At 71.3% G+C, this 20,249-nt stretch carries 21 protein-coding genes; 10 read left to right on the forward strand and 11 right to left on the reverse strand.

What is annotated here, in order from left to right:
• The first annotated feature begins 13 nt into the window (after window positions 1-13).
• From ABZS58_RS16415 to ABZS58_RS16425, 3 genes are read left to right on the forward strand one after another with little or no spacing between them, the layout of a single operon-like run.
• On the forward strand, window positions 14-388 hold the full coding sequence (locus tag ABZS58_RS16415; RefSeq protein ID WP_203847576.1) for a response regulator: 375 nt from the start codon (window positions 14-16) through the stop codon (window positions 386-388).
• A complete protein-coding gene (locus ABZS58_RS16420; protein WP_354782080.1) occupies window positions 385-1,488 on the forward strand; it encodes a HEAT repeat domain-containing protein in 1,104 nt (367 codons plus the stop codon). Before ABZS58_RS16415 ends, ABZS58_RS16420 begins: the two co-directional genes overlap by 4 nt.
• Window positions 1,489-1,543: 55 nt before the next feature.
• Window positions 1,544-3,058: a glycosyltransferase gene (locus ABZS58_RS16425; RefSeq protein WP_354782082.1), complete on the forward strand. Its 1,515-nt coding sequence runs from the start codon at window positions 1,544-1,546 to the stop codon at window positions 3,056-3,058.
• On the opposite strand, the gene ABZS58_RS16430 is transcribed toward ABZS58_RS16425, so the two are convergent.
• The 4 genes from ABZS58_RS16430 to ABZS58_RS16445 form a co-directional block, all read right to left on the reverse strand.
• Window positions 3,024-4,709, reverse strand: a complete 1,686-nt coding sequence (locus tag ABZS58_RS16430; RefSeq protein ID WP_354782084.1) for an ATP-binding protein — start codon at window positions 4,707-4,709, stop codon at window positions 3,024-3,026. The two genes, ABZS58_RS16425 and ABZS58_RS16430, sit on opposite strands and share 35 nt — an antisense overlap.
• Before the next feature lie 92 nt (window positions 4,710-4,801).
• Window positions 4,802-5,530, reverse strand: coding sequence for a hydrolase (locus tag ABZS58_RS16435; protein ID WP_354782086.1), 729 nt, complete (start codon window positions 5,528-5,530; stop codon window positions 4,802-4,804).
• Between the two features lie 93 nt (window positions 5,531-5,623).
• Window positions 5,624-6,334 carry a response regulator transcription factor gene (locus ABZS58_RS16440; protein WP_344512041.1) on the reverse strand — a complete coding sequence of 237 codons (711 nt, stop codon included), beginning with the start codon at window positions 6,332-6,334 and terminating at the stop codon, window positions 5,624-5,626.
• A complete protein-coding gene (locus ABZS58_RS16445) occupies window positions 6,331-8,286 on the reverse strand; it encodes an ATP-binding protein (RefSeq protein ID WP_354782088.1) in 1,956 nt (651 codons plus the stop codon). The genes ABZS58_RS16440 and ABZS58_RS16445 overlap by 4 nt, the downstream gene beginning before the upstream one ends.
• A 109-nt stretch (window positions 8,287-8,395) precedes the next feature.
• On the opposite strand from ABZS58_RS16445, the gene ABZS58_RS16450 reads away from it, so the two are divergent.
• From ABZS58_RS16450 to ABZS58_RS16465, 4 genes are all read left to right on the forward strand, one after another.
• Entirely contained in the window at window positions 8,396-9,115 is a 720-nt protein-coding gene (locus ABZS58_RS16450; RefSeq protein WP_354782090.1) for a HAMP domain-containing sensor histidine kinase, read from the forward strand.
• A 153-nt stretch (window positions 9,116-9,268) separates the two neighbouring features.
• On the forward strand, window positions 9,269-10,522 hold the full coding sequence (locus ABZS58_RS16455) for an ATP-binding protein (RefSeq protein ID WP_354782092.1): 1,254 nt from the start codon (window positions 9,269-9,271) through the stop codon (window positions 10,520-10,522).
• A 297-nt stretch (window positions 10,523-10,819) separates the two neighbouring features.
• Complete coding sequence (locus ABZS58_RS16460) at window positions 10,820-11,455, forward strand: response regulator transcription factor (RefSeq protein ID WP_354782094.1); 636 nt, start codon at window positions 10,820-10,822, stop codon at window positions 11,453-11,455.
• 84 nt (window positions 11,456-11,539) lie between these two features.
• The gene (locus ABZS58_RS16465; protein ID WP_354782096.1) at window positions 11,540-11,845 is read left to right on the forward strand and encodes an antibiotic biosynthesis monooxygenase; all 306 of its coding nucleotides are present in this window, start codon (window positions 11,540-11,542) and stop codon (window positions 11,843-11,845) included.
• A 27-nt stretch (window positions 11,846-11,872) separates the two neighbouring features.
• On the opposite strand, the gene ABZS58_RS16470 is transcribed toward ABZS58_RS16465, so the two are convergent.
• A complete protein-coding gene (locus ABZS58_RS16470) occupies window positions 11,873-12,244 on the reverse strand; it encodes a hypothetical protein (protein WP_354782098.1) in 372 nt (123 codons plus the stop codon).
• Between the two features lie 140 nt (window positions 12,245-12,384).
• Window positions 12,385-12,534: a hypothetical protein gene (locus ABZS58_RS16475; RefSeq protein ID WP_354782100.1), complete on the reverse strand. Its 150-nt coding sequence runs from the start codon at window positions 12,532-12,534 to the stop codon at window positions 12,385-12,387.
• A 218-nt stretch (window positions 12,535-12,752) separates the two neighbouring features.
• Between ABZS58_RS16475 and ABZS58_RS16480 the strand changes: the two genes are divergently transcribed.
• The 3 genes from ABZS58_RS16480 (at window position 12,753) to ABZS58_RS16490 (ending at window position 15,143) form a co-directional block, all read left to right on the forward strand.
• The gene (locus tag ABZS58_RS16480; protein WP_354782102.1) at window positions 12,753-13,538 is read left to right on the forward strand and encodes a hypothetical protein; all 786 of its coding nucleotides are present in this window, start codon (window positions 12,753-12,755) and stop codon (window positions 13,536-13,538) included.
• A gap of 78 nt (window positions 13,539-13,616) precedes the next feature.
• Window positions 13,617-14,522 carry a sporangiospore maturation cell wall hydrolase GsmA gene (gene gsmA, locus ABZS58_RS16485; RefSeq protein ID WP_354782104.1) on the forward strand — a complete coding sequence of 302 codons (906 nt, stop codon included), beginning with the start codon at window positions 13,617-13,619 and terminating at the stop codon, window positions 14,520-14,522.
• 132 nt (window positions 14,523-14,654) lie between these two features.
• Window positions 14,655-15,143 (forward strand): hypothetical protein, encoded by a 489-nt coding sequence (locus ABZS58_RS16490; protein WP_354782105.1) that lies wholly within the window; start codon window positions 14,655-14,657, stop codon window positions 15,141-15,143.
• 8 nt (window positions 15,144-15,151) lie between these two features.
• On the opposite strand, the gene ABZS58_RS16495 is transcribed toward ABZS58_RS16490, so the two are convergent.
• From ABZS58_RS16495 to flgL, 5 genes are all read right to left on the reverse strand, one after another.
• Complete coding sequence (locus ABZS58_RS16495; RefSeq protein ID WP_354782107.1) at window positions 15,152-16,858, reverse strand: ATP-binding protein; 1,707 nt, start codon at window positions 16,856-16,858, stop codon at window positions 15,152-15,154.
• Between the two features lie 44 nt (window positions 16,859-16,902).
• Complete coding sequence (locus ABZS58_RS16500; RefSeq protein WP_354782109.1) at window positions 16,903-18,504, reverse strand: methyl-accepting chemotaxis protein; 1,602 nt, start codon at window positions 18,502-18,504, stop codon at window positions 16,903-16,905.
• A gap of 80 nt (window positions 18,505-18,584) precedes the next feature.
• Window positions 18,585-18,827 carry a carbon storage regulator CsrA gene (csrA, locus tag ABZS58_RS16505; RefSeq protein ID WP_203847552.1) on the reverse strand — a complete coding sequence of 81 codons (243 nt, stop codon included), beginning with the start codon at window positions 18,825-18,827 and terminating at the stop codon, window positions 18,585-18,587.
• A gap of 70 nt (window positions 18,828-18,897) precedes the next feature.
• Window positions 18,898-19,275 (reverse strand): flagellar assembly protein FliW, encoded by a 378-nt coding sequence (locus ABZS58_RS16510; RefSeq protein WP_354782111.1) that lies wholly within the window; start codon window positions 19,273-19,275, stop codon window positions 18,898-18,900.
• A 77-nt stretch (window positions 19,276-19,352) separates the two neighbouring features.
• Entirely contained in the window at window positions 19,353-20,243 is an 891-nt protein-coding gene (gene flgL / locus ABZS58_RS16515) for a flagellar hook-associated protein FlgL (protein WP_354782113.1), read from the reverse strand.
• Between the last annotated feature and the right edge of the window lie 6 nt (window positions 20,244-20,249).

Consider the following 20,249-nt stretch of genomic DNA (forward strand, 5'->3'; position numbering starts at 1 on the left):
AGGGGCGAGGCCCATGACCGCGATCCTGGTCGCCGACGACGACATGGACATCAGGGACCTCGTCGCCTTCAAGCTGGAGCAGGCGGGTTACGACGTCGTGGCGGTCGACAACGGGCTCGCCGCGCTGACCGAGGCGACCCAGAACCCTCCGGATCTCGTCGTGCTCGACGTCATGATGCCCGGCATGTCCGGCATCGACGTCTGCCGCCAGCTCCGGCAGGACGCCGGCACCAAGGCACTGCCGATCATCCTGCTGACCGCGCGCGCCCAGGAGGGCGACGTCGAGGTCGGCTTCGGCGCCGGTGCCGACGACTACATCGTCAAGCCCTTCAGCCCCCGGGAGCTGGTGAGCCGCGTCGAGGCCGTGCTGGCGCGGATGCGCACGTGACGCTCGCCGGCGCCGCCCTCGTGGCGCTGGCCGTCCTGCTCGTCGCGGCCCTGGTCTTCGGCGGCCTCATCGTCGGCGGCCGGACCGTGCGCCGCGCCCGCGAGGCCCGCCGCGCGAAGCTCGCCAAGCCCGCGCGCCAGTTGCTGCTCGCCATCGCCGCCGGGGACGACGACCCCGACCAGGTCGAGGCCCTCGTCCGGCTGTCCGACGAGGTCTGGCAGGCGGTGGAGCCCAACGCGATCGCCCTGCTGGGCAAGGTCCGCGGCGAGGCGCACACCACACTCGTCGACGTGTTCGAGCGCCGCGGCGCCGCCTGGCGCGCCCGCGCCCAGTTGCGCCGCCGCGACCCGGTGTCCCGCGCGCAGGCCGCCGAGGTGCTCGGCAACCTGGGCCGCAAGGACGCGCTGCTGCCCCTGTGCGACCTGCTCGGCGACCCCGACCCTGACGTCCGCGTCGTCGCCGCCCGCTCGCTCGGCCGTATCGGCGACTCCGGCGCGACCCAGCCGCTGCTGGCCACCCTCGCCAGCCGGCGCATGGTCCCGCAGCAGGTCGTGGCGACCGCGCTGACCCGGCTCGGCACCGCCGCGCAGGGCGCCCTGCTGTCCAGCCTCGACGATCCGCGGGCACCGATCCGGGCCACCGCCGCGGAGGTCCTGGGTCTCATCGGTGCCGCGGGTGCCACGGTACGGGTGGAGAGCGCCCTGCGGGCGGACCCGTCGATCGACGTGCGGGTCAGCGCGGCCAGGACACTCGGCCGGCTCGGCACCCGCACCGCGCTCGCGCCGCTGCTCGACTCGCTGGAGGCGGACCGGCCCGTGGTCCTGCGGGCGGAGGCCGCGAAGGCCCTCGGCGAGCTCGGCGCCGTCACCGCCGCGCCCGCGCTGACCGCGCTGCTGTCCGACATCGAATACGTCGTGGCGCACAACGCGGCCCGCTCGCTGCTGCGGCTCGGCAACGCCGGCCGGGCGGCCCTCACCGCGGCGGAGCACCGCGCCGAGACCGAGCCCGGCGACCAGCGCGTCCTGCTCGGCGCCGCGCACGCCCGCGAGGCCCTGGCCGCCGCCGAGCTCGACGACCACCGCAGGCAACTCGTGCCATGACCGGCCCGCAGCGAAGCGAGGAGCCGGTCATCAAGGGCGCAGCGGAGGTGGCGGCATGATCGCCGACTGGGTCCGGCAGCTGCTGACCGTCACGGACGTGTTCATCCTGACGTACTTCCTGCTGATCAACTCCAGCTACCTGGTGCTGATCGTGCTGGCCTCGGCCGAGTTCGTGCACCACATGCGGCGGGTGCCGTTCGCCGGGCACGAGGAGACCTACCGCAGCCCGCTCACCCAGCCGGTGTCGGTCCTGGTCCCCGCGCACAACGAGTCGGCCGGGATCGTGCAGTCGGTCATGGCGATGCTGGCCCTGCGGTACCCGGTCTTCGAGGTCATCGTCATCGACGACGGATCGACCGACGACACGTTCGAGCGCCTCCAGGAGGAGTTCGGCCTGGTCGAGGTGCCCCGTGTGGTGCCCGACGCGACACCCACCCGCGGGAGGATCCAGTCGGTGCACGTACCGAAGGACCGCCCCGACCCGCTCGTCGTGGTCCGCAAGCACAACGGCGGCAAGACCGACGCCGTCAACACGGGGATCAACGTCGCCCAGTACCCCCTGGTCTGCATGGTCGACGCCGACTCGGTGCTCGACCCGCAGGCGCTGCTGTCGGTGGCGAAACCCTTCACCGACGACCCCGTCCGCACCGTCGCGTCCGGTGGGGTCATCCGCGTCGCGAACGGCTGCACGGTCGTCGCCGGTCGTATCGTCGACGTGCGGATGCCCAAGGCCTGGCTGCCCAGGGTGCAGGTGGTGGAGTACCTGCGGGCGTTCCTGCTCGGCCGGACGGGCTGGTCGCGCATCGGCGGGCTGCTCATCATCTCCGGCGCGTTCGGCATCTTCCGCCGGGACCTGCTCATCGAGGTCGGCGGCCTGGACCACGACTGCATCGGTGAGGACGCCGAGCTGGTCGTCCGGCTGCACAGGCACCTGCGCCGGCAGAAGCGCGACTACCGGATCGTGTTCGTCGCCGAGCCGGTGTCGTGGAGCGAGGCACCCAGCTCGCTGAAGGTCCTCGGCAAGCAGCGCCGGCGATGGCACCGCGGCATCACCGAGATCCTCACCAAGCACCGGGGCATGATCCTGAACCCGAGGTACGGCCGGATCGGGATGGTCGCGATGCCGTACTACGTCCTGTTCGAGCTGCTGGCGCCGATCATCGAACTGGCCGGGGTGGTCCTCGTCCCGCTGGGCCTGTACGTGGGCGCGATCAACGCCAGGTTCGCGCTCGTGTTCGTCGCCGTCGCGTACGGCTACGCGCTGCTGCTCAACCTGATCGCGCTGACGGTCGAGGAGTACTCGTTCCACCGGTACCACCGCTGGACCGATCTCATCGCGTCGGTCCTCGCCTCCGTCCTGGAGAACTTCGGCTACCGGCAGCTGACCGCGATGTGGCGCACGATGGGCATGTGGGCCGCGATCAAGGGCGGCAAGCACGAGTGGGGGCAGATGACCCGCACCGGCTTCCAGACGGTGCTGACCCCTCCTTCGCCGGAGCCCGCCGGGGAGCCGGCCGGGCCCGCGGAGAAGAAGGTCACAGCCAAAGAGGACGTTCGCGTGGAATCCTGATCGTGAACGTGGTGCCGGCGCCGAGGACGCTCTGCACGGCGATCTCCCCGCCGTGCCCCTCGACGATCGTCTTCGTGATCGCCAGGCCGAGCCCGGCGCCCTGGACCGCCTCGCGGACGGCGAACGTGCCACGGTAGAAGCGGGTGAAGAGCTGCCCCTGCTCCGCCGGATCGATGCCGACGCCGGTGTCGCGGACCTTGATCACCACGTGGTCGTCGTCGAGGCTCGCGGTCATCTCGATGAGCCCGCCGTCAGGGGTGAAGTTGATCCCGTTGACCAGCAGGTTGACCAGGGCCCGTTCGAGCTGCTCGGGGTCGGCCTCCACGGCGCCGAGGTGCGGCGCGATGCGCAGCTCCAGGCGGTGGTCGCGGCGCCTGGCCCGCGGCTCGACGGCGGCGTGCGCGGCGACGAGCACGTCGGTGAGGTCCGTGACGCCCAGGTCCAGGTCGAACACCCCGGCCTCGATCCTGGAGATGGTGAGCAGGTCCTCGATGAGCGCCCGCAGCCGGTCGGAGTTGCGCCCGATGACGTTGAGCATCCGGGCCTGCGCCGGATTGAGCTCGCCGGCGTCGCCGGAGGTGAGGACCTCGAGATGGCCGATGACGTTGGTCAGCGGCGTGCGGAACTCGTGCGACACGGTCGCCACGAAGTCGCTCTTGACCACGTCGAGCTCGCGCAGCCGGGAGACCGCCTCGCGCTCGCGCTCGTAGGCGGCGCGCAGCGCCTCCTCGGCCCGCTTGCGGTTGGTGATGTCGTGCACGAACGCGTTGAAGCTCCAGCCCTGCATCGCGTCCTGCACGGCCCAGACGGCGAGCTCGACGGGGAACTCGTAGCCGTCGGCGTGCCAGGCGTCGATCTCGATGCGGTTGTCCAGCACGTGCCGCTCGCCGGTGGTGAGGAACCGGCCGACGCCGAGGTGGTGGGCCTCGCGGTGCCGCGGCGGCACGATCGTGTCGGCCAGCCGGCGGCCGACCGCCTCTTCCCGTGACAGGCCGAAGACCCGCTCGGCGGCGATGTTCCAGCCGGTGATCATGCCGCCCTCGTCCATCGCGACGAACGCCTCGATGCAGCTGTCGAGGATGCGCTCCATCCGCTCCGTGCCGAAGCGCAGCGCCTGGGTCGCGGCCATCCGGTCGGTGACCCGGCCGAGCTGCATGCCCACGTCGGACATGATCTCCATCAGCCGCGGGTCGGGATCCCCCGGCTCGCGCGTGAAGAACTCCAGCACCGCGGAGACCACGCCGCGGCCGGTGATCGGCAGGGCGATGGCGGCGCCGACGCCCGTGGTCGCGCCGGGGACGCGGGACCGGATGAAGGTCGCGTCCGTGGAGACGTCCGCGCTCCAGACGGGCCTGCCGGTGCGGGCCGCCATGCCGACGATGCCGCCGCCGTACGTGAAGCGGAACCCCTGGCTCGCGGCCCGCAGACCGTCGAACGATCCGGGGACGTCCTCGAACCAGATGTCGGTCGACACGAAGATCCGGCGGTCGCGCTCGTCCGGCAGGCACAGGTGGCCGGCGTTCCAGCCGGTGGCCGAGCAGACCGCCCTGATCACGGGCAGTCCGGCGTCGCCGATGTTGTCGACCTCGTTCGCGATCCTGGTCGCCTCCTGCAACAGGGAGACGAGGACGAGTTCGCGATCCTTCGACACATCTTCGATCCTAAAGTCGGACCCGCCGCGATCAGCCTGTTTCGGGCGGATAGCGGCGGGTCCGGGGCAGATCTTTGCCGGATGGAAACTGTTCAGGCCGCAGCCGGTGAGCGGTGCAATGCCGCGGCGATCTCGCGTACGTACCGGTAGTAGCCGACCTCACTGGCGCGGACGCCGTCGCTGACCGCGACCAGCCGCACGCCGCCCTCGGCGCAGGCCTGGGCGAAGCGCAGGCCGGGCAGCCGGTGCCGCTCGCTGATCTCGACGGCGGTGCCGTTGGCGCGGCACGCCTCGACCAGCTCGGCGATCGCCGAGTCCGGCACCGCGGCCTCGTCGATTCCGGCCCGCGCCAGGAAGTCCAGCGGCCGGGCGAGACGGGTCGGCGCGTAGCGGGAGACCCGTTCCACGGCGAGCCCGGTCACGGTGACGACCTGGTCGATCACGTCGAGGGCGCGCATCGTGCCGTTGTCGATGAGCCCGCGCACGGCGTCCGGGCTGAGCAGTCCGGCCGGCAGCGGCAGGCGGTTGAGCCCGACGGAGATGACCTCGAGACCGTTGAGGTCCGACGGGAACGCCAGCCAGCCGTCGATGCCGATCGCCTCGACCTCGACGCCGCGGCGCAGGACGATGTCGGTGCGCTGCTGGGCGCGCTGGATCGACGAGAGGTACGGCGGCAGCCAGCTCGTGTCGGGTCCCACCCGGTCGGCGAACGTCACCTCGGTCAGTCCCGCCTGCTCGGCGCTGGCGACGAGGACGCTGACGCTGTCCCGGCCGGACGAGAAGGCGGTGTGGACGTGGCCGTCGGCGGCAAGGTCGATCATGTGGGCTCTCTTCCCTGGGGCTGGCTGCTCTTTCCAGGTGTAAGACTGCCGGGCCCGGGTCCCCTGCCCCGGTCCCGGCCAGTTGCGCTTGGGTTATTCGCCCGCCCGGTCCAGCACGGGGCGCCGGTACCGGTACCCGAACCCGCGCACCGACTCGATCGGCGACGCGTCCGGGTCGGTCCAGCCGAGCTTGCGCCGCAGCCGGAGCACCGCGAACTTGACCCGCTCCGGGCCGATGCCGGTCGGGTCGTCCCACGCCTGCGCGAGCAGCTGGTTGGGCGACAGCACCGCGCCGGCGTGCCGGACGAGCACGTTGAGCAGCCGGAACTCGGTCGGCGTCAGGCGCACCTCGTCACCGGCGACGAACGTGCGCCGGGCCGCCGGGTCGATGCGCAGGACGCCGTCGTCGTACACCTCGTCGGCCCAGGACGCGGGCCCGGCACTGCGCCGCAGCAGCGCCTCGACCCTCGCCACGAGCTCGGCGTTGGTGAACGGCTTGGTCAGGTAGTCGTCGGCACCGCCGCGCAGTCCCCGCACCTTGTCCGACTCCTGCCCGTGCGCGGTCAGCAGCAGCACCGGGACGTCGCTGACGTCCCGCAACCGCTCCAGGACCTGCCATCCGTCCATGCCGGGCAGGCCGATGTCGAGGATGACGAGCTCCGGACGCTCCGTGTACGCGTCCCTGAGTCCGGTCCTGCCGTCCTTGGCGTGTGCGACCTGGTGTCCGGCCCGCGTCAGCAGCAGGCGCAGAGCCATGGCGATATCCGGATCGTCCTCGACGACGAGAAGTCGGCTCACGATCATCCCCCGTTTCGTGCTGGTCGCGAAGGCAACGACAGCGTGACCGTCGTGCCGACTCCTTCGGTGCTGGCGACGCTGATGCCGCCGCCGTGCAGTTCGACGATGGCCCGGCTCACCACGAGCCCGAGCCCGGTGCCGGGCATGACCTGCCGCCCGACCACCGCGGCCACATTGGAGCCGCGGAAGAATGCGCTGAAGAGCCGGGGCAGGTCGGCGGCGGGTATGCCGACACCCGAGTCCGCGACGGCGATCGTCCAGCCGTCATCACCGGGGCCGGCCCGGACGGTGACCCGCCCCCCGCTCGGCGTGAACTTGACCGCGTTGCTCACCAGGTTGTCCACGACCTGGTGGACCCGGGTGTCGTCGCAGATCATCTCGGGCCCTTCGGCGCACTCCAGGACGAGGTCGACCCCGGCCGCGAGCGCCGCCGGGGTCCGCTCGGCGACGGCGACCGCGAGCAGCTCGGACAGCCTGGTGGGCACCGGTTTCAGCTGGAGGGTGCGCGCCTCCAGCCTGGACAGCAGCAGGAGGTCCTCGATCAGCCGCAGCAGCCGGTTGGCGTTGCGGTCGATGACGTCGAGGTACGTGCGCTGGTCCTCCGACAGGTCGCCGATGGTGACGTCGCCGAGCAGATGGGCGAACGCGACGACCGACGACAGCGGGCCGCGCAGCTCGTGCGAGACGCTGGCGACGAACTCGTTGTTGAGCGCGGTCGCCTCGATCAGCGCCCGGTTGCGCTCTTCCAGCCCGCGGCTGCGCTCTTCCAGCCCGCGGCTGCGCTCTTCCAGCCCGCGGCTGCGCTCCTCGAGACCGCGGCGGACCGCGGCCCGGGCGGTGATGTCGCGGATGTGCACGAGCGTGCCGGAGTCGGACTCGCCGGGGCCGGCCACCGGGACCAGGTCGAGCTCCAGGACGCGCCCGTCGTCGAACGGGATCTCCTCGCCGACGATCGCGTGCCGCAAGCGCAGCGCCTCGCGCAGCCGCCCGACCCGGGTCGAGTCCGGGCCGAGCCGCTCGACCGTGCGGGTGATGACCCCGGCCCAGTCGAGCGGATCGTCACCGGTCAGCCGGCCGCGCACGGTGCCGGGGCCGGCCATGCCGGTGTCCAGGAGCCGGTGCGCGGCGAGGTTGGCCAGGCCGACCCGGCCCTGCTCGTCGAGCAGCAGGAGCCCGTCGTCCATCGTCTCCACGAGCCGGGCGAGGCGCTGCTGCTCGACGGCGACGGCCCGCTCGGTCTCGCGCTGGCGGGTGACGTCGATACCGAAGAAGACCACCGCGCCGACCTCGGCGTCGTCGACGAACGTGCGGGCGACGACCTCGACGGTGCGCCAGCGGCCGGTGGCGGTGCACAGCCGCAGGTCGACCGCGCCCGCCGGGTGCCGGCCGGTGCAGCAGGTGAGGAACATGGCGACGGCGGCCGGTCGGTCGTCGGGGTGGATCAGGTCGATGACGCGGTAGTCCGGGGGTCTGTGCCGGTCGTACCCGAGGACGGTGCCGAACGAGTCGGACAGCGCGCTCCACCCCCGGGCCGGGTCGACGGTCAGGATCATGGCCCGCGCGCCGGTGGTGATCGCCCAGGCGAGCGGCGAGCCGAGCATCGGCGGCGGCGGCACGGCACGGCACGGCTGGGCGAGGGCCCGGTCGGCGGCGGCGGCGATCTCCGCGGCGGCGGCGAGCAGCTCCGTGCGGGCGGGGGCGGCGCTGAACTCCACGCGCAGCTCCTGTCCCCACTGGGCGGGCCCGACCGGCAGCCGCTCGAGCAGGTCGAGCTCGCCGACGACGGGCGTCAGGGCGGAGACGATCTCGGCGCTGCGCACCCCCGAGAAGCCCCGCAACCGCGCGACGAGGCGCTGCGCGTCCACCACGGTGGTCGCGTTCGCGGCACGGACCGCCAGGTCGACCACGGCGCCCTCGATCAGGCCCGCGTCGACCAGACGGTCGGTCTCTCCACGCAAAGTTCTCCTCGGCCGGCAGCCCTTGCGACATTCGCCGCTTACTGTCGGTACACACATATACTACGCAATGTAATGACATGTCCTGTAACGTTTCCGGAGGACCGAGGGGGTGCGCATCGCTGAGGACACCGCCACTTCGCCCGACACCGCAGCGGCTGATGACGGCGCACGGGGCATGTCGGAGCTGCGGACCGAGTTCATCCGGGTGGCCGCCCACGAGCTGCGCACCCCATTGACGTCGATCATTACGTTCGCGAACATGCTCGACGCCGCCGAGGACATCCTCGAGCTCGATCCCAGCGACCGGCACTCGGCGCTCACCGCCATCCGGCGCAACGCGGAGCGCATGCAGCTCACCGTCGCCGACCTCATGCTCCTGGCCGAGCTGGAGGCCGCCGAGGCGCCGCTCGACGCGGTCCGGGTCGACCTGCGGCCGCTGCTCAACGAGGTCTCCGGCGGGCTCGCCGTCGCCCTGGACGTGCCGGACGCCGCGCACCTCTTCGGCGACGCGCCGCTGCTGCGTCAGCTGCTGCGCACCGCCGTCGACGTCGCCGGTGTGGTCAACGACGCCGACCGGCCGATCGCCGTCACCGTCACCCGCGACGCGGGCGTGTGGACGGTGCGGATCGCCGCCACCGTCGCCGGCCCGCTCAGCGCGGAACGCCTGCTGTCCATGCGGATCCCGCACCCGGACCACCCGGGCGAGCACCGCACCGGCGCACTCGCCCTCATGCTCGGCCGGGAGATCGCCGCCAGGCACCGTGGCGGCATGGTCACGTCCGTGGAGCAGCGCGGCGTCACCGTCACGATCACGCTTCCCCATTCCTGACGCGGATTGTCAGGTTCGTAGGACAGGCTTCCACGCATGGGAACCAAGGCAGCGGCACCGCCGAGATCGTGATCGCCGACGACGGCTCGCACACCCTGGTCCTGGAGTACGAACTGGGCTGACCAGCAACTTTCGCCGCATATCGTCGCCACCATGACCACCAAGACATTCCCGGTCCCGGCCGACGAGCAGGAACGGCTGCGGTCACTCGCGGACTACGGCATCCTCGACGCTCCCCCGCTGCCGGACCTGCCGTCGGTCGTCGAGCTCGCCGCGTACGTCTGCGGCGTGCCGAACGCGGTCGTCAACATCATCTCCTCGACCCACCAGCACCAGATGGCCGCCTACGGCTTCCAGGCCGGCGTCTGCGACCGCGAGGACTCGATGTGCGCGGTCAGCATCGTCGAGCCGGACACCGTCGTCGTCACCGACGCGACCCTCGACCCGCGCTTCGCCCGCAACCCGTTCGTCACCGGCGAGATCGACGACGTGCGCTTCTACGCCTCCGCTCAACTGCGCGACCGGGACGGCCACGTCCTGGGCAGCCTCTGCGTCTTCGACCAGCAGCCGCACGAGCTCACCCCGCAGCAGCGCGAGGGCCTGGACAAGCTGGCCCGCATGGTCATGGACGTGATGGACCTGCACCGGCACGGCCAGCTCCTCGAGCACGCCCTCGACAAGGTCCAGCGCACGACCCGCGAGCTGCAGCGCTCCAACGCCTCCCTGCAGCACTTCGCCGGCCAGGTCAGCCACGACCTGAAGAACCCGCTCACCGGCGTCCTCGGCTTCGTCGCCATGCTCGCCGACACCGACGCGGTCATGGCCGACCCCACCGCTAAACGCTGCATCGACCGGGCCCTGTCCTCCGCGACGCGCATGTGGCGCATGATCGAGGACGTCCTGTCGCACGCGTCGCTCGGCGGACGCCCGTCCTTCGCCCCGGTCGACCTCGGCGCCATCGTCCACCAGGTCGTCGACGACGTCGGCGCCGCGATCTCGGCCGTCGGGGCGACAGTGGACGTCGGTCCGCTGCCCATGGCGTACGGCGACGCCACCCAGCTCCGCGTCCTCGTGCAGAACATGGTCAGCAACTCGCTGAAGTTCCGCGACCGCGGGCGCGAGTGTCACATCGCCGTCACCGGCACGGAAACCCCCGACGGCTGGACGATCGCCATCACCGACAACGGCATCGGCATCGCCGCCGAGGACCGCCCGCGCGTGCTGGAGATGTTCACCAGGCTGCGCACCGACATCGAGGGCTCGGGCATCGGCCTCGCCACCTGCCAGCGCATCGTGGAGGCGCACGACGCGGGTCTCGTGATCGACGAGACCCCCGGGGGCGGCACCACCATGCGCATCACGCTGCCCCGTCCCGGCCTGCCCGCCCTGCCGCCTCCCTCACGCTGACCCCGGCCTTCGCCACGCGATGATTCCGGCCTCGGTCGCGCGTCGCCTCCGGCCTCGGTCGCGCGTCGCCTCCGGCCTCGGTCGCGCGTCGCCTCCGGCCTCGGCCACGTTGATTTCCGGCCGAAGAGCTGACGGTGTCCACCGGTGTCCGATTGTCCCGCGGTGCAGCACGGTTGCCGACGAGCGCAGGTCGATTGCAGCGTCTGGCCTCCCAACCATGCCGCCTGCGACGCTTACGAGGCAATGATCCACGCCGTAAACGTGCAGGCCACGGCACACTTTCCTTGAGGAGCCCAGATGACGATCCGACTGGTCGCCGTCGATGAACACGTCCTTCTCCGACTCGGCCTCAACCGTGTCGTGGCGACCGTCCCGGACATCACCCTGGTCGGCGAGGCCGGCAGCGCGGCGGAAGCCGAACGCGTCGTCGCCGAGACCCGCGCCAACGTCGTGACCATCGACGCCTCCCTCGCCGACAGCGACGGCATCGGCCTCGCCCGCCGCCTCCGCGCCGCCAGCCCCGACCTCGGCGTCGTGCTGCTCAGCGCGGTCAGCGACGACAACCTCCTCTACCGCGCCCTCGACGCCGGCCTGTCCGCCTACGTCACCAAGGCCGCCCCCATCCCGTCGGTCCTCGCCGCCATCCGCCACGCGGCCGTCGCCCCGCACTCCTTCACCGCGCCCGGCCTGTCCTCCGCCCTCTCCCGCCGCCGCGGCCAGACCGGCCTGCTCAGCCAGCGCGAGCAGGAGGTCCTCTCCCTCATGCGCGACGGCCTCAGCCTGCCGACCATCGCCCAGCGCCTCGCCGTCTCCGAAGCCACCGTCAAGACCTACGTGTCCCGCCTGTACAGCAAGCTCCGCGTCAACAACCGCTCCCAGGCCCTCATGGCCGCCGTCAACCAGGGCCTCCTCGTCTCCGCGGACGCCGCCTGACCCTGCTGCTCTCAAGAACGCGGACCGGCCCCTTCGGCCGGTCCGCGTTCTCGTCGTTCCCGCGCCGGTGCAAGGGTGTGGGGCATGTTCGCATTGGTTGTACGGTTCGACCTGAAGGACGCACCCAGCGCCGCGGCGTTCGACGCCCTCGTGGCCCTCACCGGCGAAGGCATCAGGACCACGGAACCCGGCACCCTTGTCTACGCGACCCACACCGTCCACGACGAGCCACTGGCGCGGGTCTTCTACGAGCTGTACCGCGACCGTGAGGCGTTCGAGGAACACGAACGCCGGCCCCACGTCAGACACTTCCTCGAGCAGCGCGACCAGTACGTCGCCTCCACCCGCGTCGAGTTCCTGAATCCCGCCCCCAGCAAGGGAATCGACTGACCGCCACTGCGTTCTGACGCCGCGTTGTCAACCGCCGGCGATGATGTCGCCGGATGCTGCGACCGCGGCGATGAAGCGGTGGAAGACGGGCCGCGGGATCGTCCACATGCCGTACATCGTGAGCGTGACCTGGTCGCTGCCGGCCGAATCCGGGATCCTGACGTCGACGTAGTCGATCGACCATGGCACCACGCCGCCCCCGGCCCGGACGAACGCGCGCTCCGCCGGCACCGGCGTGAACGGGCCGTCGGGAGTCGCGTCGGGAATGACGACCTCGAGCCACGGTCCGGTGCCGGGCGCCCCGCTCAGCCCCGTCACCTCGTACACCCACGCGTCGTCAGGGCCACTGTGCGTCGACACGACCTCGTACAACCTCCCGCCGAAATCCCAGACCGCCACCGCGTGATGATCGCAGCCGACGCAAAAGGCGGCGGTCATGTCCGGGGTGAGCCGGGCATGACCGCCGCGCGAATGCCGTATGAGATCTGTACCGGCGGAGTCGCCGGGTCGTTCCGCTGCCGGTCCGGAGGACCAACCTGTCACCAGGTGGAGGTGTCGCCGCCGATCAGGGTCGTGGCGGCGACCGCGGTGATGCCGACGAGGACGGCCACGAGGCCGACGTCGAGGGTGGCGGCGCCGCGGTCGTCGCGCACGAGACGGGCGTGCAGCCTGGCGATCAGGTTCGTCATCCTCAACTCCTTCTCGGCGGTTTCCGGTGATCCAATGATGACCGGGTGTCATGGTGCGGCGATGTTCTCCACGGGTGCGATGCGGGTGGGATGAACACCCGGCGAGGGATGCCCGGGTAGGTGTCGGCGGGCCGCCGCAGGGAATCCACCGGGCCATGTCGGCATCCTGTTTACGGAAAGTCACCCCTTCGGGGTGGCGCGCGGCTCAGAATGAGTTTGTGCCAAAGATCGACATTGGTCTGGCAAAGCTGCTCGCGCTGGTCCTCGTGGCCGGTTCGCTGACCGTTCCGACGGTGACGGTGAACGTGTCACGCTCCGCGGTCGCGCGTGGCTGGTTGCCGGTCATCCCGGGTCCACCCGTCGGCGAGCCCGCCGGGGCCGCTGACAGTGGCGGCAGGTGTGCGGACCCGGCCGGGACATGGCTCGGCATGCACTGGCGCAGCGAGTTGCGCTGGCGCGTCAACGAGCAGACGATTCCGGCGTACCTCGGCGACCGCGCGACCGTCGTCGCATCGTTGCGCAGCGCGGCGACCACCGTGGACACGGGGCGCAACGACTGCGGACTGCCGGCCAATCTCGGCATTCAGGAGTCGTACGCCGGCCGCACCGATCACAAGGCGGGCGTGACCGCCGCCGGTGGCTGCGGCGAGCGCGACGGCCACAACGCCGTCTCCTTCGGCCGGCTGGACCAGGGGCTGCTCGCGGTCACCTGCATCTGGTGGTTCGGCGGCAAGGAGAACGGGCGCAGCGTCGAGACGGACATCCTCATCGACGACACCGAGGGGCTGTTCTTCACCACCACGCCGGCGGACTGTTCCTCGCGGTGGGACCTGGAGGGCACGGTCACGCACGAGTTCGGGCACGCGTTCGGGCTCGGGCACGTGGCGTTCGCCGAGCACGGCGCGCTGACGATGACCGACGGCCTGCCCGACTGTTCCACGGCGTACCGGGGACTCGGCCTCGGCGACTATCTGACGCTCAAGCAGCAGTACGGCACGAACTGAAGCAACGTTCCGGCAACCCGGCACGTACCCGGGCGCACAACCTGATCTCGCGATCTTTGAGGGGACCACCCACCCCTCATGGGAGATCAATACATGCTGCGCAACCTCAAGAAGTTCGTCCTCGTCCCCGCGCTCACGCTCGCCGCCACGGCGACGACGCTCGTCGTGGCCACCGCCCCGGCCGACGCGGCCGTCATCTCCGTCCGCGTCAACGGCAGCCTTGCCGCCCGCAACGGCGCCGCCAACTGGTTCACCCAGACCCGGAAGATCAAGAACAAGGCGAAGGTCACGGTCACCTGCAAGGTCACCGGCCAGTACCTGCGCGGCAACGTCCGGCGCACCGCCCAGTGGGACCGCACCGCGATCGGTGACTTCATCTCCCACGCGTACGTCTCCGGCAACCCCAAGCTGCCGGCCTGCGTCGTCACCCCGCCCGCCCCGGCGCCGACCCCGGCCGTGGTCGCGACGCCCGTCGCGGCGGTCCCCATGGGCCCGACCGGCACGATGACGAACGCGGAGTTCCTGGCCGCGTCCATCCCCGCCGCTCAGCAGAGCCAGCGCGACACCCGCGTGCCGACCTCCGTCACCCTCGCCCAGGCGATCCTCGAGTCCGGCTGGGGCCGCAGCTCGCTGTCCGCGAACGACCGCAACTTCTTCGGCATGAAGTGCTTCAACAACGTGCCCGGCTCCTACGCTGCCGGCTGCCACTCGTACAGCACCCAGGAATGCACCGCCGCCGGCGTCTGCAGCACGACGGTCGCCACCTTCCGCACGTACGCCACGTCCGCGGCCTCCTTCACCGACCACGGCATGGCGATCAAGAACCTGGCCCGCTACGCGGCCGCCTTCAACTACACGAACGACCCGAACCAGTTCATCGCCGAGGTCCACAAGGGCGGCTACGCCACCGACCCGCTGTACACGACGAAGCTGGTCGCCCTGATGGCGAAGTACAACCTGTACCAGTACGACCTGGCCCTGTAGGTCCTCCAGACCAGCGGTACAGATCGGTGCGGTGGTCATGTCCGGGTCACTCCGGACGTGGCCACCTGCCGTCTTTCCAGGCCCGGACGACCGGGCTTCCGGCCCGTTGCGGGCGGGACTCACCATGGGCGGGTGGAAGCTGTCTTCGGCGTGATCGGTGCGTTCATCGGCGGGACGCTCGTCCTGCTGGCCGACGTGCTCCGGCGCCGGGCCGAGCGGCGGCAGGCGGCGGTGGACAGGATCGCCGAGGCCGCGACCGAGCTCGCCGTCCGGTACGGACGCTTCGTGGGGCAGCTGCGGGACGCGCACGAGCGAGGGCTTCCCGCCGGCGACGCGTTCGCCGTCCGGCCTGACCGGTACGAGGCCAACGCGCGGTTCTTCATGACGCCCGGTTCGGTGGAGCTCCGGCCGGCGGCGATCGAGCTCATCCAGGCCTATCAGGAGCTGGCGAGGGTTCCGTCGCGGCGGTCGCCGGCGGACGGGGCGTACGTCCGGTACCTCAACGCCGAGATCAAGCTGGCGAGCGCCGTGAACACCATCGTCGTCCGCGGCACCATTCGCAGGCACCAGGGTCCGCCGCCGGCGCTGCCGGACAGGGACCCTCCCGAGGGTGGCGGCTGAGCCGGGGCTCAGGAGGCGGAGCGGGCGGGGACCGGGGCGTCGTGGAGCGGGAGGAGGCAGGTGACGACCGTGCCCTGGTCCGGGGCGGGGTGGGCCCAGATGCGTCCGCCGTGGCGTTCGACGATGGTCTTGGTGATGGCGAGGCCGAGGCCCGTGCCCTGGCTCTGGCGTTCCTGGGAGCGGCTGGAGCGGAAGAACTGCTCGAAGATGTGGTCGATCTCGTCGGGTGGGATGCCCATCCCGGTGTCGGCGACGGTGAGGCGGATCTGCGCGCCGTCGACGTCGGCGGTGAGCCGGGCGTTGCCGCCGGGTGGGGTGAACTTCAGGGCGTTGTCGAGGATGTTGATGACGACGCGTTCGAGCTGTTCGCGGTCGCCGTGCACGACGACCGGGGCTTCGGGCAGCTCGACGCGGAGGTGGACGCCGCGCTGGAGGCGGACCGCCTGCAGGGCCTCCAGGGCGCCGGAGACGACGGTGCGCAGCTGGACCGGGGCGGCGTTGATCTTCACCTGGCCGGCCTCGATGCGCGACAGCATCAGCAGGTCCTCGATGAGGGCGAGGAGGCGGCGGGCGTTGCGTTCGACGGCGGACAGGAGCCGGGCCTGCGGGCGTTGCAAGGGGCCGGCGTCGCCGTCGACGATGACCTCCACGTTGCCGAGGATGCTGGTGAGCGGGGTCCGCAGCTCGTGGGAGACGGTGGCGACCAGGTCGGCGCGGACCTTGTCGAGCTCGCGGAGGCGGGCGGTGGCGGCGCGCTCGCGGTCCAGCGCGTAGCGCATCGCCTCGACGGTGCGGCGCTCGGTGTGGCGCTGCTCGGTGACGTCGAGGCCGGTGCCGATGACGTGGGTCAGCCTGCCGTGCTCGTCGGTGAGGGCGGTGTTGCTCCAGACGATGCGGTGGCGGGTGCCGTCGGCGGCGAGCCAGTCGTTTTCGAAGGTGTTGGGGAACGCGTCGGCGGTGAGGTGGGCGAAGGCGTCGTCGCCGCGGCCGGTGTCGTCGATGGACAGCCCGGCGCTCCAGAAGGGGTGACCGACGACGTCCTCGGCGGTGAAGCCGGTGACCTCCTCGCAGCGGCGGTTGAAGGCGGTGATCCGGCCGTCGGTGTCCAGCACCATGACGAGGAAGCCGGCGCTGTCCAGGATGGCGCGGTTGAAGTCCCGCTCCCGGCCGGCCTCGCGGGTCCGCGCGTCGAGCTCGGCGGCGCCGGCGCGGCTGCGGCGGACCCAGGCCTGCGCCACGGAGGCCATGAGTGCGCCGAGCGCGAAGACGAGCAGGCTGCGGCGCCATTCCTGGCGCAGGACGTCGTCGCTGCGCAGCATCGGCGCGATGGAGACGAGGGCCAGGGCGGCGACGCCGACGGCGGTGGCGAGGCGGCCGTGATACAGGGCGAGCCAGATGACGGGCAGCAGGACGAGGACGCCGTAACCGGCCGGCGCGTCACCGGTCTCGGGGATGTCGAGCAGCGCGACGACGCCGAAGAAGCCCAGCGGCCGCACGGCCTCGTAGATGACCGGCAGGCGGTCCCACGGCACGGTGACGGTCAGGGCGAGCAGCAGGACGAGCACGACGAGGGCCGAGAGGAGCGCGACCTGGTCGACCAGCGGCGGGAGCAGGGCCGTTGCGAAGGCGAGGACCGCCACGGTGAGGAACGGCGCGATACGCCGCCAACGGTCCGGGGCGCTCAGCGTCCGCAGGTCGGCGTCGCTGTGGAGCATGGATCAATTTTCGGCCGCGCGAAGCGGTGACGTCTGCTGATTCGTCAGAAACGGAAGCGGGCGACGAGGGCGTTCATGTCGTCGGCCATGCGAGCCAGCTGGCGGGCCGCGGTGAGCGACGTGTCGGCCTCGGCGGTGTTGCGGCCGGCCACGTCGGCGATGTCCGCGATCGTCGCCGCGATCTCGCCGGCCCGGGTGGCGACGTCGGTGACGGTGCGGCTGCTCTCCTGCGTGGAGGCCGTCTGCTCCTCCACGGCGCTCGCGATGGTGACCTGGAAGTCGTTGATGCGGGCGATGATCGACCCGATCTCGCTGATCGCCTCGATGGCCCGGTCGGCGTCGGCCTGGATCTGCTCGACGCGACGGCTGATGTCGTCGGTGGCGCGGGCGGTCTCCTGGGCGAGCTCCTTGACCTCCCCGGCGACGACGGCGAAGCCCTTGCCCGCGTCGCCGGCGCGGGCGGCCTCGATGGTGGCGTTGAGGGCCAGGAGGTTGGTCTGCCCGGCGATCGACGTGATCACCTTGACCACGTTGCCGATCTCCACCGAGGACGCGCCGAGGCGGGACATCATCGTGTTGGTCTGGTCGGCCATGGTGACCGCGTCGCGCGCGACGCGCAGGGCGTCGTTGGCGTTGCGGGAGATCTCGGCGATCGAGGCACCCATCTCCTCGCTGGCGGAGGCGAGGGTGTCGACGTTCAGCGAGACCGCGCCGGCGGCGAGGTTGGCGGCACCGGACCGCGCACCGGCGAGCTCGGCGGCGGAGTAGATCCGCTGCGACGAGCCGGACAGCTGGTCGGCGGACGTGGCGACGGTGCGCGCCGAGGTGGACAGCGACTGGACGGTGCCGCGGACGCTGCCGATGGCCCGGTTGAGGTCGAGGGCCATCCGGCCGACCTCGTCGGTGGAGTCGACCTTCGAGGTGTGCGTGAGGTCGCCCTCCGCCATGCCGTTGAGCACGACGGACACGTCGCGCAGCGGCACGATGATGCCGCGCATGACGAGCCAGCTGATCGCGACGATGACCAGCAGGCCGATGCCACCGGCGGTGGACAGCAGGTACACGGCCCTGTCGCGTTCGTCGCCGACGGACCGCGACGCGGCGGCGGCGACCCGTTCGAGGGCGTCGCTGACCGCCGGGAGCTTCTGCTCGACCTCGGAGAAGGCGGTCTGGAAGCCGGCGTAGGAGGCCGGGGCGCGCTCGCCGCCGATCGCGGCGGTGACGGTCTGCCCGGCGAGGTCGATGTAGTTCGCGATCGCCGGGGCGACGACCTGGGCGGGAGCACGGACGGAGGCGTCGATGCCGGCGGCGGTGAAGGTCGTCACGACGCCGCCGAGGATCGCGCTGTGGCCGGCGAGATCGGCCTTGACCTCGGCTGCCTCGGCGCTGACGTCGCCGCCGCGGGAGACCGCCAGGAGCATGCGCAGGACGTCGCCGCGGATCGCGTCGTGGGCCATGTCCGCCTCGAGGGTCTGCCTGGTCAGCTGGCCGATCCGCTCCAGCTGCCGGGCACGGTCCTCGCCGTCGGCGAGGGTCCGGACGCCGACGGCGACCAGCGCGACGACGGTGAGCAGGGACACGAAGAAGATCGCGCCCAGCTTGACGACGATCGGCCGGTTTCGTAGCCATCCGCGCAGTGCGGCCATGGACGTGCCCTTCTCGAGGCGTTACCCACCCGGCCTATCGGCATCGGCGGTGGCGTCCTGAGAAGTCGGGTTTCCCCCGGTTACTGCTGCTCGACGTCGGCGCGGAGCATGCGGCTCAGGGCGCGCACGGCGACGTCGCTGGGCGACGCGGCCTCGCGGTTGACCTTCTGGAGCTCGCGGTAGACCTCTTCGCGGTGCACCTGGATGCTGCGCGGCGCCTTGATGCCCAGTCGCACCACGTCGCCGCGCACGTCGAGCACGGTGACGACGACGTCGTCACCGACCATCACGCTTTCCCCGGGACGTCGGGTCAGGACGAGCACAAGCCGCTCCTTCGCTGGGCGATACGCGAACAGTACCCGATATGCCGGTTCTGCGGGCTGGAAGACCCGATCAGGCGACGGCCACGAGCCTCTGCCGGACCGACAGGCCGCTGCGGGTCAGGACCAGCTGCACCGCGCGGCGGCTCTGCTGGTCGAGCACGATCGGCGCCATCAGGTTGACGGTGGCGTCCTCGACCCCGTCGCCGGCGGTGACGACGAGCAGGACCAGCAGGCCCGCCCCGTCGCTGACGCCGAGCGCGGCGAGGGCGTCGTCGTCGACCTCCGGCGCGTAGTCGGGGAAGAACTGCGCCGGCGGCACCACGAGGAACCGTAGGCCCGCCGAGTCGACCGAGGTCAGCGCGTACAGCGCGCCGGTGTCCTCGAGACGGACGAGCACGAACCGGCGGTCGTCCGGGAAGCCCGGCATCGGCGCTACGAAGTCGATCACCGGCAAGGTGGTGGTCTCTGGGTGTCCCACAGTCGCGACGCTCATGGATTCCTCACGGTGTGTGCTTGCTGCGCGGCCTACCGCAGGAAGTCGACCAGCGACGGCTGGATCACCTTCGCGGTGGCGGCGAGCGCGGCCTGGTAGGCGGTCTGCTGCAGAGCGAGTTCGGTGATCGTCTTCGGCAGGTCGATGTCTTCGACGTCGGAGAGCTGCGCCCGGAGATCGAGCACCCTGTTCTGGGCGGTTTGTTGCATTTCGGACACTTGATTGTATCTGGAACCGACCCCGGAGAGGCCCGCCTGGATACGTTTCTGCGCCGTGTCGACCTCCGAGAGGTCGGCCTGCAGGCCCACCGGGTCGTTGCGCAGGTCGTCGGCGATCTTCCCCAGGAGGTGGAAGACGTTGGTGTTGCCGGAGCCGAAGACGTCCTCGGCGCCGGTGTCGACGCGGACGGTGGCGTTGCCGCTGATCGTGCGGTTGATCTTCCCGTCGTCGCCCTGGTAGACGCCGTTCTTGTCGAAGGCGATGGCGCCGGGTGTACTGCCGCCGAAGATCGGCCGGTCGAGATAGGTGGTGTTCGACAGGTTGATCATCGAGTCGCGGATGTTCTCGACCTCCAGGGCGATCGCCTCGCGGGCCTCCGGGCTGCCGGCCGAGCCGCTCGAAAGGCCGGAGAGCACCAGCTCACGGGCCCGGTTCAGCTGCGTCGAGGCGCTCGAGAGCGACGTGTCGGCCATGTTCAGCCAGCCGATGCCGTCGTCGGCGTTGCGCGAGTACTGGTTGAGCGTCGCCATGTCCGCGCGGTGCTGCATCGCGATCACCGCGCCGCCGGGCGAGTCCGACGCCTTGGTGATGAGCTTGCCGCTGGACAGCTGATTCTGCAGCTGCTGGTTGCGGGCCAGGTTGACCTGCAGGTTCGCCAGCGTGTTGCTGGCCATGGACCGTTCCGTGACGCGGAAGCCGGGCATCCGTAC

The sequence above is a fragment of the Dactylosporangium sp. NPDC005555 genome, from assembly GCF_040605635.1.
Classification (GTDB): Bacteria; Actinomycetota; Actinomycetes; order Mycobacteriales; family Micromonosporaceae; genus Dactylosporangium.

Coding starts and splice junctions, on each gene's coding strand:
- ABZS58_RS16415 (WP_203847576.1), top strand. CDS start 14: ATGACCGCGATCCTGGTCGCCGACGACGACATGGACATCAGGGACCTC.
- ABZS58_RS16425 (WP_354782082.1), top strand. CDS start 1,544: ATGATCGCCGACTGGGTCCGGCAGCTGCTGACCGTCACGGACGTGTTC.
- ABZS58_RS16435 (WP_354782086.1), bottom strand. CDS start 5,530: ATGATCGACCTTGCCGCCGACGGCCACGTCCACACCGCCTTCTCGTCC.
- ABZS58_RS16440 (WP_344512041.1), bottom strand. CDS start 6,334: ATGATCGTGAGCCGACTTCTCGTCGTCGAGGACGATCCGGATATCGCC.
- ABZS58_RS16455 (WP_354782092.1), top strand. CDS start 9,269: ATGACCACCAAGACATTCCCGGTCCCGGCCGACGAGCAGGAACGGCTG.
- ABZS58_RS16460 (WP_354782094.1), top strand. CDS start 10,820: ATGACGATCCGACTGGTCGCCGTCGATGAACACGTCCTTCTCCGACTC.
- ABZS58_RS16465 (WP_354782096.1), top strand. CDS start 11,540: ATGTTCGCATTGGTTGTACGGTTCGACCTGAAGGACGCACCCAGCGCC.
- ABZS58_RS16475 (WP_354782100.1), bottom strand. CDS start 12,534: ATGACGAACCTGATCGCCAGGCTGCACGCCCGTCTCGTGCGCGACGAC.
- gsmA (WP_354782104.1), top strand. CDS start 13,617: ATGGGAGATCAATACATGCTGCGCAACCTCAAGAAGTTCGTCCTCGTC.
- ABZS58_RS16495 (WP_354782107.1), bottom strand. CDS start 16,858: ATGCTCCACAGCGACGCCGACCTGCGGACGCTGAGCGCCCCGGACCGT.
- ABZS58_RS16500 (WP_354782109.1), bottom strand. CDS start 18,504: ATGGCCGCACTGCGCGGATGGCTACGAAACCGGCCGATCGTCGTCAAG.
- flgL (WP_354782113.1), bottom strand. CDS start 20,243: ATGCCCGGCTTCCGCGTCACGGAACGGTCCATGGCCAGCAACACGCTG.